10 protein-coding genes and 1 tRNA gene are annotated in these 14,374 nt (G+C 65.8%); 1 reads left to right on the top strand and 10 read right to left on the bottom strand.

The window, feature by feature from the left end:
- From ACO073_RS28410 to ACO073_RS28365, 10 genes are all read right to left on the bottom strand, one after another.
- Positions 1-687: an ABC transporter ATP-binding protein gene (locus ACO073_RS28410; RefSeq protein WP_422002536.1), complete on the bottom strand. Its 687-nt coding sequence runs from the start codon at positions 685-687 to the stop codon at positions 1-3.
- Positions 684-1,628, bottom strand: a complete 945-nt coding sequence (locus ACO073_RS28405; RefSeq protein WP_422002535.1) for an ABC transporter permease — start codon at positions 1,626-1,628, stop codon at positions 684-686. Before ACO073_RS28405 ends, ACO073_RS28410 begins: the two co-directional genes overlap by 4 nt.
- Positions 1,629-1,637: 9 nt before the next feature.
- Positions 1,638-3,818: a glycosyltransferase gene (locus ACO073_RS28400; protein WP_422002533.1), complete on the bottom strand. Its 2,181-nt coding sequence runs from the start codon at positions 3,816-3,818 to the stop codon at positions 1,638-1,640.
- 13 nt (positions 3,819-3,831) lie between these two features.
- Positions 3,832-4,839 carry an NAD-dependent epimerase/dehydratase family protein gene (locus tag ACO073_RS28395; protein WP_422002532.1) on the bottom strand — a complete coding sequence of 336 codons (1,008 nt, stop codon included), beginning with the start codon at positions 4,837-4,839 and terminating at the stop codon, positions 3,832-3,834.
- 591 nt (positions 4,840-5,430) lie between these two features.
- On the bottom strand, positions 5,431-6,582 hold the full coding sequence (locus ACO073_RS28390; RefSeq protein ID WP_422002530.1) for a polysaccharide biosynthesis/export family protein: 1,152 nt from the start codon (positions 6,580-6,582) through the stop codon (positions 5,431-5,433).
- A gap of 250 nt (positions 6,583-6,832) precedes the next feature.
- A tRNA-Leu gene (locus tag ACO073_RS28385) sits at positions 6,833-6,919 on the bottom strand.
- Positions 6,920-6,984: 65 nt separating this feature from the next.
- Positions 6,985-8,325 (bottom strand): HlyD family type I secretion periplasmic adaptor subunit, encoded by a 1,341-nt coding sequence (locus tag ACO073_RS28380; RefSeq protein ID WP_422002528.1) that lies wholly within the window; start codon positions 8,323-8,325, stop codon positions 6,985-6,987.
- A 47-nt stretch (positions 8,326-8,372) separates the two neighbouring features.
- Positions 8,373-10,199 carry a type I secretion system permease/ATPase gene (locus tag ACO073_RS28375; RefSeq protein WP_422002526.1) on the bottom strand — a complete coding sequence of 609 codons (1,827 nt, stop codon included), beginning with the start codon at positions 10,197-10,199 and terminating at the stop codon, positions 8,373-8,375.
- Between the two features lie 25 nt (positions 10,200-10,224).
- Positions 10,225-12,120: a hypothetical protein gene (locus ACO073_RS28370; RefSeq protein ID WP_422002524.1), complete on the bottom strand. Its 1,896-nt coding sequence runs from the start codon at positions 12,118-12,120 to the stop codon at positions 10,225-10,227.
- Between the two features lie 102 nt (positions 12,121-12,222).
- Positions 12,223-13,149 (bottom strand): hypothetical protein, encoded by a 927-nt coding sequence (locus ACO073_RS28365; RefSeq protein ID WP_422002522.1) that lies wholly within the window; start codon positions 13,147-13,149, stop codon positions 12,223-12,225.
- A gap of 690 nt (positions 13,150-13,839) precedes the next feature.
- Between ACO073_RS28365 and ACO073_RS28360 the strand changes: the two genes are divergently transcribed.
- Positions 13,840-14,307, top strand: a complete 468-nt coding sequence (locus tag ACO073_RS28360) for a transposase (RefSeq protein ID WP_422002520.1) — start codon at positions 13,840-13,842, stop codon at positions 14,305-14,307.
- Positions 14,308-14,374 lie beyond the last annotated feature (67 nt).

The following is a 14,374-nucleotide window of genomic DNA, read 5'->3' as shown; positions in this document are numbered from 1 at the left end:
TTAGGCAACACCCTTCAGGCTGTTGGCCGGGTCTTTCACGATCTCATTGTAGCATGCCACCGCTTCCTTGATGCTGTCGTAGCATGTCAATTTCCCGTCGTGCAGCGTCGCGCCGACGTCGCAGTAGGTGAGCAAGGTCTCGGGAGAATGAGACACGACGATCATGCGGCTGTGCTTGAGGCGGCTGTTGAACGTCTCCTGGCAGCGAGCCTGAAAGCGCGCATCGCCGGCGCTGAACCCTTCGTCGATGAGGTACACATCGAACTTCAACGCCATGCTCGCGCCGAAGCCCAGCCGCGAATTCATGCCGCTGGAGTAGGTCCTGACCGGCTCGTCGAAGTATTCGCCCAGCTCCGCGAACGCTTCCACGAAATCGACGACTTCGGCGACGTCGTACCCGTACACCCTCGCCAGGAACGCCGCATTTTCCCGCCCGCTCATGTTTCCAGCGAAGCATCCGGTGTAGCCGAGCGGAAACGACACGCTCACGTCGTGACGGCTGATCCTTCCGCGGTCCGGCAATTCACTTCCGCCGATCAGGCGCATCAGTGTCGACTTGCCCGCGCCGTTGAGACCCAGGACGCCGATGTTGCGGCGCGTATCGAACGTCACATTGAGATTGTCGAGCACCACCTTCCGGCCGAACTTGGTCGGATAGCTCAGGGAAACGTCCTCGAAAACGATCACACAGGCTCCAGCACTTTGCGACGGGCGACTTGCATGAAGGCCAGGCCCGTGGCGATCAGGAGAAGGCTTACCGTGACAACGTATGAAGTATCCAGAAACGCAGCGTTGTAGTTCCAGTAGAATCCCGTCCTGAACATCAGGACGACATGCAGAATGGGATTGTACAGCATGTAGTCGCGATACGGCTCGGGGATCTGCTCCGGCAGGTACCAGATCCCGGAAAAAACCCACAAGGGAAAGGACGCCATTCCAAAGATGGTCATCCAGTTGTGGAAGTAGCTCACGATGACGATGTTTATCATGCCGATTCCAAGTCCCAAGGCGATCGCCAGGGCGCACGCTTCCATGACTCGCAAAAGATCATGCGGTATCGCCTCGGGGACGCCCGACAGATAGAGGCCGAAGAACATCAGGCCGCCCACGAACATGTAGGTCGCCGCCTCGAGCACCACTCGAGCAACCACGACATCCAGCGGCTTCACGGGCGGCAACGTCAGCAGATTTCTGTTGGAGCCGATGGAGGCGCTCACATACGTCGCGAGCTTGCTGTAGAGAAAATAGGGCACGATGCCACTCAGCATGAACAAGGCGATGCTGGTGCCGATAGGCGTATGCCGCTTGAAGATGAGGGTGAAGAACACGAGGTACAGGGCAAGATGGAGGGCGGGTTCGATCAGGGCCCACAGATAGCCAATTCGCGATGCGCCGAAGTGCGCCTTCATCTCTCGCCGAATGAGCGCCGCAACGATGCGAACGTGCGCCCTGATTGCGGCGCTACCCTTGTGCCATGCAACCGTCACTTCTTCACGAAGCAGCAATGTTCCGCGCCCTTCGGTTCCGCCACCGGCAAACGTTCGCGGCAGCATCGCGCCTTCGCTCGACATGATAGTCGAATGCATGTGGGCCGCAATGCGACAGCGCCGCCCGACGGTGCTTCCCATGGCAGTTTGTCATGGCCTCCCCCGTGTGGCGTCTTCGGGCCGGCCTTCGTCGAACGTCGGGCGCACGCCGCGCGCGAGCCCCGCAGCCTTGTACGCCTCGAGGGTCTTCGACAGCATGTGCGACAGGGCAAACGCGCCCATCGTCCAGCGCCTTGCCTCCAGCGCCATTTCCCGGAGACGATCCGGCTGGGCCACGAGGTCCGCGATCAGACCTGCCACGTCTGCAGGAGACGGATGCAGGGGGGCAACGATGCCTGTTCTGCCGTGCACCAGCGCTTCCGGAGCGCCACCCGCAGCGGTCGTCACGACAGGCACGCCCATGAGCTGGGCCTCGATCAGCACGTTCGGAAGACCTTCATGCTCCGAAAGGAGCATCAGAATGTCCATCTTCGGCAGCCAGTATCCGACGAAGGCGGACCGACCCACGAAAAGGCATCGGCTGGCGATGCCAAGAGCCTCTGCCCGCTTCTCCACCCGCTTCCGGAACGGTCCGCCGCCGACCAGGATGAAGCGCGCGTCGGGAATCCGGGCCGCCACGGCAGCGGCTGCCTCGATCCACAGCAGGGGTCGCTTGACCTCGTCCAGACGCATCACCCCGCCGAGTGTCAGCGAGCTGGGTGATGTCCTGTCCGTGAACGTGCGGAAGGCGTCTTCGGACGCGGCATCGCCTTCGGTGGCCAGGGGCGCCACACCGTTCGGAACCACGAGGATCTCCCGGGGGTCGATGCCGAGCCACCGACTGTAGCGCGAGGCGGCATAGGTCGAATTGACCGACAGCTTCACCCCGGGGGCGCGCAGCAACGACTTGTAGATGATGTCGTATTCCACGAGATACCGCTCGCGCCGGTCAGGAGGTGGCGTCGACCGGCCGCTCAGCACGATTCTCGGCACGCCGGCGAGCAGGGCGGCGAGGCCGGTCGCATAGACCAGCCCATCCTGCCAGATGTGGACCATCTGCGGTTTCATGGCCCGTAGCCGGTCGGTCAGCTTGATGACCGCCTCGGCGGTGGACCACGGAAGGAACCCGAGGGCCCGAAGGGCGGGGCGTACGGCGGAAGTCGCGAGATCGCCGGCGAAATCCGGCCATTCGCGATAGGACTCCACGGGAATGCCGGCTTGCTCGAGCTCGGCGAGATAGAACGCGCCGTCTTCCCGATCGTCCAGCGCCCTCGCTACCACCTGGACCCGATCCAGGGTCACACCGTCGGCGAGCGTTCTCTGCTCCCTGCCGATGCCGTTCAACCCGATCGCGGTCGCCACCAGCTGGCGTTCGGCACCGCCTGCCCCGAGCGATCCGGTCAGCAACACGACCGGACCAGCCCGGCCCGTCGGGGCAAGCGCCGTTTCCGTGCGCTCCGCCAGGATCCGCTCGAACAGCGCCGCCAGCACCTTGACCGAGGCAGTCGATCGATCTCCGCCGGGTAGCGGCTCGTCGCGACTGATCGCACTGGTGACGGAATGGACGTGCTTGTCCTCACCGATCAACGGCGGTCCAAGCCCTGCCCCGGCCGCCAGACGGCGAAGCAGGATGACGGCGGCACGGTGAGCGCCGAACTCCTCTTCCAGCCACGCCGACGCCAGAAGCCAGGAGTCCCGGCGCTTCGCGAAGATCCCCGACAGGCGGGCGAAGGCCTCCATGGCCTGGTCGACATCGCCGACCGCCTCGCAGGCTTCGGCATAGGCGAGCAGGTGGTCGAACTGCGCCGGCAGCCGCGGAAAGCGAGCGCGCAGGATCTCACGGGCCGCACCGGCCCCCCTGTCCTGCCGCATCCGCTTGATGAGCCTGTCGAAGGCCGCCGTCGATGCCGGGAATCGGGTGCTCACACCAAGACAGGCACCCAGCGCGTGCTCGTCGCCCTCTTCCGTCAGCAGCTGCGCGACAATGCCCTGAAACTCCTCGATGCCCGGATAGTCGCGGATCAGGTCGAGCAGCTCACGGATCGTCGCCGTTCGGTCGCTCGATGCGAGCGCACGGCGCCGGATGGAACGTGCATGCTCTCGAACGGCAGGAGGAGGCCGAGCATCGCCCCTTCCCGCTGCCATCCCGCGCTCCACCGAAGCGCGGATCGGATCGTCAGCGACATCGGCGCGGAACACCTCGCGCATCCCGGCGCGACGCCATCGCTGCGATGCCAGCAGATTGGACAGTGGGAGAGCGAACATCGACGGCCTGCCGCGTTCGGGTGCCATGCTGCGGGCTCTCCTACGCCCGGTAGTACTCGCGGTACCAGCGCACGAATTCCCCCACGCCGACGGAAACCGGCGTGGCCGGCCGAAAGCCGATCAAGGCTTCCAGGAATTCCGTCGACGCCTCCGTGCGAACGACGTCGCCCGTCTGCATGCCCATGTAGTTCCGCTCGGCCTTGCGTCCGAGCGCCTTCTCGATCTCCTCGATGAATGCCAGCAGGCTCACCGGCTTGCCGCCGCCGATGTTGACGATGCGGTAGGGACCGACGGGGCTAGTCGAGTCCGTGGCCACCCGGCGTGCTTCGCCGCGCACGGGGGGCTTGTCGCAGAGCCGGACGATCGATTCCACGAGATCGTCGATGTACGTGAAGTCACGTTCCATCTCGCCGCGGTTGTAGACGTCGATGGGACGCCCAGCGAGCATGTTCTCCACGAACTTGAACAACGCCATGTCCGGACGTCCCCAGGGACCGTAAGCGCTGAAGAAGCGGAACACCGTCGTGGGGATGTCCCACAGATGAGCGTAGCAATGGGCGATGGCTTCCGCGGCCTTCTTCGATGCCGAGTAGATCGTCAGCGGGTGGTCGGCACGCGCCGTCTCGGCGAGCGGGAAGTCTGTGCTGGCCCCGTACACCGAGCTCGTCGAGGCGATGACGAGGTGGCGCGGTCGAAGCTCGCGACAGATCTCGATCACGTTGAACGTGCCGACGACATTCGAATCGATATAGGCGCGCGGATGCTCGAGGCTGTAGCGCACGCCCGCCTGGGCCGCCAGATGGACCACGACCTCGGGCTTGAACTCCCGCGCGGCGGATGACAGTCCGCCGGCATCCTCCAGCAGGCAGACGTGCGGACGAAAGGCCGACCCGAACTTTCCCAGCTCCGCGTGACGGTTTTCCTTCAGCTTGACGTCGTAGTAGGGGGTCATGCCGTCGACGCCGAGCACGCTGTGGCCGTCTCGAAGAAGCCGTCTGGCAAGATGAAACCCGACGAATCCGGCAGTTCCCGTAATCAGATAGCGCATCGCCAACCCACTTCGTTCGATCGCTACTCAAGCATCCTGCAGGGCTCCGTTGCTCACGGCTTGACGATGGGCCGGGAAGCCACGCCGATCCGGGCGCTTCGCACGCCAACGACCGGCCTCAGCCGATCGACCAGCCGATGGCACTCCATGGATTCGTGATCGGTGCATGATGATGGCGGAACCGAGGCCGGAGGTCACCGCCTCGGCCCGGGACGGCAGGACAGCGGTTCCACCAACGTGGAGACCCGTCTCGGCAGTCGTCCACTGCTTTGGCAACGCGCGAGTGCCCCAACCCTCGTGCATTCCCACCCCTCTCTGACCAGACGCATCCGGAAAAGCCAGGCCCTTCCGGCGGGTTCGCTTTGTAAGGGACTGCCAATCGGGAGTCAAAGATCGAGGCCATGGGCCGTCGACTGAGGGCGCCCCGACCGATCGCGTCACAGGAACGCTATGGAACGGTCACGAAAGTCGAGATCCGCCCCGCCCGCTCAAGAGAGCGTGGTGCACAGGTCGCTGGAAATAATGGTGATCCGCGATGGCCCTTCGCAGCTTCGGATCGATGCTACCGGCAGAGCCCGACGGTTCCGCCGCTCAACCGCCGCTGGGGAAATTGCCGCCGAGCGTGCGCGGGATGGCCACCGTGCCCGCGGCGCCGGACAGGATCTGGAAGAACTTCGCGGCGTCCGACAGCGGCGCCTGCGAGACGAACAGGATGTCGCCCGGCCTGACGGGGAACGTGTTCATCGCAAAGTAGGTTTGCGGGAGCTTGAGGTCTACCTGGTAGACGATCGGCACCGTCTCCCGATCCTCGGCGAGAAGCTGAACGCCATAGCGGCGCGCCAGGTCGACCGGCTCGCGGCGGAAGAGATAGACGCCCTTGGCATCGGAGCGCTGCGCATCGAGGCCGAGACTCTGGGCCAGCGCCTCGGTCATGTTGAGCCTCGACTTGCGGAAGACCTGCTCGCCGGGCTGCAGGACGGCGCCGAGGGCGATGAAGGTCTGCGGCCTGCGGGAGACAAGCAGCGTATCGCCCGCCGCGACCGACACGTTGAACATGTCGGGCTGATCGATCACGTCCTGCACGGGCACCGACAGGGTCGACCGCCCGCGCGTCAGGCGCACGGACGTCTCGTACGCCGGGAATTTCGTGCCCCCGGCAAGGGCGATCATGTCGAGCACCCGCTGATCGGGCCGCTCCACGGGCTGGGGCCCAGGCTTGTTGACCTCGCCCTGGACCGAGACCGCACTGCTGACGTTGTCGGCGACCATCACGGTTGCCTGGGGATCGACGGCCTTGCTGGAAAGGCGCGCGACGATGTCGTTCTCGATCTCGGACAGTCGCCTGCCGCGGGCCGGGAAGCGACCCGCGTACGGCAATGCGATCGTGCCATCCACATCGACCCGGACGGTGACGTCCGCTCCCTTGCGCTCGCGTCCCGCGAAAAGCCCGGTTTCCGCGGCTTCCCAGATGGTGACCCGCAGGACGTCGCCGACGCCGGCGCGACCGAACGTCCCCGGTTGCTGGAAGACCGCCGGAACCGTCGGGAAGGTCGGCTGATAGTACTGCTTCGCGTCCTGGGCGACTCTCGCGTCCAGGGTCACCATGGCGACGCGCATCACGGAGGCGGGATCGCCCTTCCGGTTCTCGGAGACGTGCGCCAGCATCTGGTTGGCGCTGGGCCCGTCGCTGGGCAGGAGATCGCAACCGGCGAGGCTGACGCAAAGGGCCGCAGCGACCGCCATCCAGCGACCTTTGGCGTCACCACGGTCGTCTGTTGCGCTCACGACCGCTCGATACGTCCTGGAGACCACCAGCCAACTTGCCCTGATATTGTGCAGATATCGCGTAAGCGTGTCCTTTACGCGATATCTGGCCGATTATCTAGCGACTCGTGCCGGCCGGGGAGGGCAGGCCCATGGCAGCGTGACGCCGCCTGCCGCGGACTCGGACATGGGGAAGAATGAATTTTCCGGATGGGCGGACCGGGCGCCCTGGTGCCCCCGGTCGGACTCGAACCAACACTTCCGTGAGGAAACCTGATTTTGAGTCAGGCGCGTCTACCAATTCCGCCACGGGGGCACGCTCGGTGCCGCAGGAATAAACCCGAAGGCCCCCACCGGGTCAACGCCCCAGCCCTGCGCCGGTCAGAACTCGCGGAAGGCCCGGGCGAAGCTGTCCTTGATCGGCTTGGTTAGGTACTCGAAGAAGGTGCGGTCGCCGGTTGTGATGAACACCTCGGCCGGCATGCCAGCCATCGGCCGCAGTCCGGGCACGCGATCGAGCTCGCCGGGCCCGACCTGGACGCGGGCCATGTAGACGTCGCGACTGGCGCCGTCGAGGCTGGCGTTGACGCCGCCGCGCTCGGGAACGGCGTCGGCCGAAAGGTAGACGACGCGCCCGTTGAGCATCGGCGTCGATCGCGCGTTCATGAAGTTCATCCGGATCGTGGCTTCCTGTCCGACCCTGACATGGTCGATGTCCTGCGGCCGCACGCGGACCTCGATCAGCAGATCGGCCTCCGTCGGCAGGATGTCCATGATGCTGCGCCCGGGCTCCACGACGCCGCCGGCCGTGTGGTAGCGCATCTTGATCACGGTGCCGCGCTCCGGCGCCACGATCTGGATGCGGTCCAGCACGGACCGCGCCGAGCGGATGCGCTCGCGCACGTCCTGCAGCTCGCCCAGCGTCTGGTGCAATTCCTCGACCGCGGTCTTGGCCGCCGCGATGTAGACGCCGTTGATCTGCTCCCTGGCGCGCGCGATGCGGTCCCTCGCGTCGCCCACTTCTCCCAGCAGGCGGCCGATCTCGCCGGTCGATGCCGCATGGCCGCGCTGCAGCGTCAGGAGTTCGGAGCGGCGGATCAGGCCGCTGCTCACGAGCTGGGTCTTGGTCGCGATCTCCTCGTCGAAGAGCGATGCCTGACGCTCGACGTTCAGGATCTGGATCTTGCCGGCCCGGATGCGCTCGTTGAGCGCGTTGACGCTCTCCTCGATCGACGCGACCTCGCTGTCGATGTTCCGGCGGCGCGCGATGAATGTGCTCATCTGCGCCTCGAGCAGGGCGGCGATCTGCGGGTCGCCGGCCTGGCTTGCGAGGCTCTCCGGCCAGTCGAAGGACGACTTGCGCTCCGCCTCGGCCTGGAGCCGCACGCGCATCGCCTCGAACCGCGCCTCGCGCAGGATGAGGCGGCGCAATTCGGCCTTGGGAACCGTGTCGTCGAGCAGGACGAGGACCTGGCCGCGGTCCACCACGTCACCTTCCTTGACCAGGATCTCCTTGATGACGCCGCCGTCCGGATGCTGCACGACCTTGTTCTCGCCGCTGGCCGTGAACGAACCCGCGGTCACCACCGCACCGGCGATCAGGGCGACGCCGGCCCAGGTGCCGAACCCGGCGAGAAACGTGACCAGCAGCAAGGCGCCGATCCAGGAGGCCCGCCGGCTCGACCGCGAAATGTGCTCGTACCAATCCTGCTCTCTTTTCATCGCCCCGCTCCACACACCTGAATTCCCCGACCCCACGCACTTTCACGTCAGCCCTGAAGAGCATCGACGATGCTGGCGCCGTCCCCCCGGTTGGCGCCCTTGGGCGAGATCATCGGCAGGATCTCGTCGCGCGGCCCCAGCGCCTGGACGGTCCCGTTGTTCAGCACCATGATCTTGTCGACGCTGCGCAGCAGGGCCGGCCGCTGGGTGATCGCCACCACGGTGATGCCGCGCTTCTTGGCCTTGATCAGCGCCCGGCCGAGCGCCATCTCGCCGCTGACGTCGAGATTGGAGTTGGGTTCGTCGAGGACCACCAGACGCGGTTCGCCGAAGAAGGCGCGCGCCAGGCCGACCCGCTGCTTCTGCCCCCCCGACAGCGGGCTGCCGTCGACGGCGATCGGCGTCTCGTAGCCATGCGCGAAGTTCGACACCATCTCGTGGATGTCGGCCAGCTCGGCGGCCGCGAACACCGCCTCGTCCGTCGCGTCCTCGCGCATGCGGCCGATGTTGGCCTTGATGGTCGCGGGGAAGAGCTGCACGTCCTGCGGCAGGTAGCCGACATTCTCGCCGAACTGCCGCGGGTCCCAGTTGCGCAGGTCCATCATGTCGAGGCGGATGGAGCCCGCCGTCGGAAGGATGGATCCGACCAGCATCCGGCCCAGCGTCGACTTGCCGGTTCCCGATGCGCCCACGATCGCCATCGACTCGCCGGGCTTCAGGGTGAACGACACGCCGTTCAGGATCACCTGCTTGTTCGGCGGCGGCACGTAGAGGACGCGCTCGACCGTCACCAGCCCGTGCGGCTTGGGCAGCCGCAGGCGCTCGAAGTTGAGCGGCGAGGATTGCAGCAGGCTGCGGATGCGGCTGTACGCCATGCGCGCGTTCACGAAGCTGCGCCAGCCCTCGATCGTGCCCTCGATCGGCGCCAGGGCGCGGCTCGCCACGATCGAGGACGCGATCATCATCCCGCCCGTGAGGTCGCCCTGCAGCGCCAGCCAGGCGCCCGTGCCCAGCAGGCCGATCTGCGTGGTCAGGCGGATCAGCTTCGACAGGCCAGCCAGGAGGATGTTGCGGTCCTGGGCGACCACCTGCGAGCGCAGGGATTCGCGCGTCTCGCGCCCCCAGATGCTCACGGCTTCCGGCACCATGCCCATGGCGTTCAGGACGCCCGCGTTGCGGGCCATCGCGTCGGCCTGGAGCGTCGCGCGCATGCCGTAGATGGTGGACTGGGAGAACGGCTGGGCGGTGAAGCGCTGGTTCAGGTAGGCGATCACCAGCAGCGCAAGTCCCGCCCCGCTGACGATGAAGCCCAGGTAGGGATGCACCAGGAACACGGCCGCCAGGTAGAGCGGCGCCACCGGCGCGTCGAGCATGGTGAGCAGGACCGATCCGGTGATGAAGTTGCGCAGCTGCTGGAGGTCGCCCAGGGCCTGGAACTCTCGGCTCGAGCCGTTCTGGGAGGCCTTGGCGGCGGCGCTGAGCACCGCCGGACCGAGCTTGCTCTCGACCTCGACGGCGGTGCGCATCAGGATGAAGCGGCGCACCATGTCGATCAGCACATGCATGATGAGCGCCCCGATCACGACGATCGTCAGCATCACCAGCGTGTCCATGCTGCGGCTGGTCAGGACGCGATCCGAGATCTGGAAGAGATAGATCGGCACCGCCAGGATGAGCGTGTTCACCGCGAAGGAGAACAGCGCGACATGGATCAGGCTCCGGCGCACCAGCGCCAGGCCGCGGCCCAGCACCTCGCGGAAGTCGCGGTCCGAGGAACGCTTCCCGAGCATGGGTGTCCGGGGCGTCGACGGAGACCGTGGCGCCGCGACCGACAGGTCTGGCACGGGGCCGGCGGCGGGCGATGCGATGCTCATGACACGATCCTTTCCTGGGTCCCGGTCAGCTGAGAACGCTGGCCAGGGGATCCGACGAGACAGACCCGCCCGCGTCGTTCGGGGCGGCGGCAATGTGCTGGTCCTGCGCCTCCGGCTCCGGCGCGTGCTGGACGAAGACGGCCGCCTCGGGTGCGAGCGCCGATGGATCGTTGGTCACCACGGTCTTCGGCTGCTCGCCTTCCGGGGTGACGATGTTGGTCTGGACCAGGACGGCTTCGTTGTAGGTCTGGCCGGCGACATACTGGCCGCCCAGCGGCCCCAGCGTGGCGATCACCGCGTCGTTGCTCACGTGGTTTCCGCCCGTCGCGACATAGCCCGCTTCGCTGTCCTTCAGCGTCTGCAGCACCACGTCGGAGTCGCCGACGATGTTGGTCTGCTCGATCACGTTCATGTTGTAGTAGTCGCCCGTGATGAAAAGGACGTTGAGCAGCCCGCTCCCGTCCCCCGGCACGGCATGGGCGAGGCTGCCGCTCGCCGTGTCGCCGCCCCCTTGCAGGGCCCCGACCATGTTCGCCTGGTCGCCGGTCAGGGCGTGGATGCCGCCGCCGGTATAGTCGGCGATCGTCGCGGTGTTGCTGGCCCAGTTGGCGCCGGTGGAGATCGTGACCGCTCCTTGCGAATCGCCGTCCACCAGGACGTAGTCGCTGTTGAGCAGCACGTTGGTCTGCAGGATCCAGTTCACGCCGTAGTAGTTGCCCAGCACGACGACGAGGTCGTATTGCGTGCCCGACGACAGGATCGATGTGAGGTTGCCCAGCTCGTTCGACCCGGTGTCGATGAACTTGTAGTGATCGGCGGCCGTCTGCTGCACGAGATCGCCGTCCCGCAGGTCGTTGTACTGCCTGACGAAGCGCACGTCGTAGAAATCGCCGTCGATCCAGTCGACGTGCCAGTTCGAGCCGGCGCGGAAGCCCATCACGTAGGGATTGCTGTCGAGGGCGTCGACGAACTGCGCGACGTTGTGCGCCTCGTTGCCGCCGGACTGGAGCGACGCCTGGGCCGGCGCGCCGGCGATCTGCGATTCGTCGGCCAGGACATTGGTCTGGACGATCACGTTGCTGGTGTGGCTGTCGCCCATCACCACCAGAGACCCGATGAGACCCTGCGTGTCGTAGATGAGGGCCTCGTTCGTCAGGATATTGTTGCCGGTGCGGATGGCGGCGATATCGGCGCCGTGGTCGGTCGGCAGCGGCGCCACGAGCCCAGTCGGCGGCTGCGGCAGCGGCGCTTCGGCCGGCACCAGGTTCCCGTCGACCGTGACTCCCGGCTGCAGCGTCTGCGGACCGGTGCCGCTGGACGCGGCCTCGCGGAGGTTGGCGGCAACCGATTCGGGGTCGCCCTCGAGGTCGACGAAGCGCGCCGGGACATGAGTCGACGCCTGATGCACCAGATCGGCCAGGGTGGGGCCGGGAAGATGGGGCCAGGCCACGGGCTGGCCGTCGGTCGTGACGACATCGCCCTCGTGCAGGACGTTCACCTGGTCGATGCGCGCGTCGATCTGGTCGCTGTTGTTCCCGTACTGGATATGGATCTGGCGTTGCTGGAGCAGTCCGCCCCCGCCTCCGGCGCCGTGACTCGAATAGTGGTCGAACAGGCCCGGCTTGGAATACAGCGTCGGTAAGTGATGCGTATCCGGCGGCCCGCCCGGCGCGACCCGGTGCAGACCGGCGAGTTGCCACGGATCGGGCGGTGCTTCGGGGAAGTGAGGACCACGTCCCGTCACGAGCTCGTCGGGTTGGGCAGGCGGCGCCGGATGACGGTCGGGCGGATTGTCGTCGGGCTGCTTGCGCGGCGGCCCCAGCCCGTCTTCGTAGTCGACCCACAGGCGGGCCTGTGCCTCCGGGATGAACGGGTAACCGCTGAACAGCGAGAGAAACCGGTTCTTGACCGCGAGCAACATGGCAATTCCCTACCGATGGGGGAGCGGGGGCTGTCCACGAGCGTGACGCAGGGAAGAGAAGGCTCGCCCGGCGGATGCCGGGCGAGCTCCCCTTTGACAGTCTTAGCCGTGGCCGTGGTGGCCGCCGCCGCCGGACATGCCGCCGCCGTCGGTCCCGTCGGTGGTCGTGACGTCGCCGCCGACCACGTCCAGGCTCGCCTGGTTGAACTGGATGTTCGCACCCATCACGATGCTCTGGGTGAAGGCATCCTGCGAGATCGAAGCCGCCGCGTCGGCCGCCAGGCTGGCGGGCGAGCCGTCGTGCGTCGAGGCCACCGCGTCGTCGATCTTCGCGTAGCCGCCGTCAGCCGTCGCGGTCTGCGAGAACAGGCTGCCGTAGGACCCCGAGTCCCAGCCACCCGCGTCCAGCTTGACGGACGGGTTGGTCAGGTAGTCGTTGTCCACCAGGTTGTTCACCTGATCCAGGTTGAACATCGTGGCGGTGCCGGCGTCGTTGATCGACTGGTTCACCGTGTCGGTCATCTGGAAGAAGATGCCGTCCAGGTGATCGGCGCTGATCGCCGGCTGGTTCAGGTCCTTGAGCGCGTCGAGATCGAGATCGACGTCGACCTTGACGTCCACCTCGTTCTCGACCTTGGTCTCGACCTCGGTATCGACGTCGGTCTCGACCTTGTTCTCGACCTCGTTGTCGACCTCGCCCTCGATCTTGCCCTCGACCTTGCTCTCGGTCTCGCTGTAGTTGGCATTGCCGTTCACGTTGCCGTTGGCGTTGCCATTCAGGTTGCCGTTACCGTTCAGGTTGCCGTTGTGGTTCTCGGACTCGACCGACTGGGCAACGGCCTGGACCGCGGCCTGGGACTCGTACTGGCTCTGACCCTGGCTCTGGCCCTGGCCTTGACCCTGACCCTGACCCTGGCCCTGACCCTGGAGCTGGCCCTGACCCTGGAGCTGGGCCTCGAGCTGGGCCTGCGCCTGAGCCTGCAGGTCGTCCGGATCGTTGTGGTTGTTGTGATGGTTGTGCTGAGACATGACTTCTTCTCCTTGAGAAAACGGAAGCACCTGCTTCGGCCATGTCCGCTATTCATCTGTGCGCGGAGCATCGCCATCGAGGCGCAATTGACAATGAATTGACGGGAACGTGTCAGGCCTGCTTCGCCGGCGAGACACGGTAGCAGGGCACCTAGCAGCGCATTGTCGCCTCCCTGGCTTTTCGGCCGGATCGCGCGCGGTACGCGAGCCTGCCCCCTCCAAGGCGACCGCCGGAATTAACCTGCACTCGCCCCGGTTGTATGCGGGCCATCAACGTGACCGCGATGCGACCGCGGGGAGGATGATCTTCGTCTGTTCCCTTCGTCTCAACCGACCAACGACGACCCATGCGCCGTCTCGTCGAGGGGTCGGCAATGTCACAGCAAGGACGCGGCCCGGATTGGTTAGAGTTTGCTATCGATTGATGGCCGCAGAGGGGCTCGGCGCATTCGACATCACTGCAGGACTCGCCCGCATTCTTGGCCAGGTGCCGGCAGGTCGCATTCGTCAGGGCCCATCCTGCGGCAGCAGAAGATACTATCGATAGGCGTTGACGGACCCACTAGTGCAATAACCCTTAATAGTTTGCTAATGCTTATTCCCCTGAACGACGAGGCCGTCCAAATAACAAGAATCTGCTTTCAAGGCGCGTGTTGTTGAACGCGAAACCATTCGGACAGGTGACTTGAGATGAAATGGTCGGAGAAGGCAGAAAGGCCGGTTTCACTGGCTCGTTTCGAGGACGAGCTCAGTGCCCACAGTTACCTGGAGAAGATTCTCTGGCCGGAGGGTCCGGTTTGCCCGCGCTGTGGAAGCCACGGACGGATCGGGAAACTGGACGGCGCCTCGACGCGGATCGGCGCGCACAAATGTTATGTTTGCCGCCGAATCTTCTCCGTCACGCACGGAACCATATTTTCGTCGAGCCACGTCCCGCTGCACAAGTGGCTGCAGGCGATCTACCTGACCGACGGCGGCACCAAGCCCATGCGGCCGCACCACCTGCAACGTGTCATCAACGTGTCATTCAAGACGGCTTCGGGAATGCTCCGCCGCCTGGCCGAGGCCGCGAGCGCCGCCGACGAAGATGCGCCGTCGCACGGTCCCATGGCCAACCCGTCCAACCGGCGGGAACACCCCAACCGGGACTGCCCGTAGATCGGCGCCGCCGACGGCGCCGTTGACCGCCGGAAGCCTGACGAGACTGGAGAACAGCCAATCTCGT

Source organism: Reyranella sp., assembly GCF_965229815.1.
Taxonomy (GTDB): domain Bacteria; phylum Pseudomonadota; class Alphaproteobacteria; order Reyranellales; family Reyranellaceae; genus Reyranella.
This window is presented reverse-complemented; position numbering and strand designations above follow the sequence as displayed.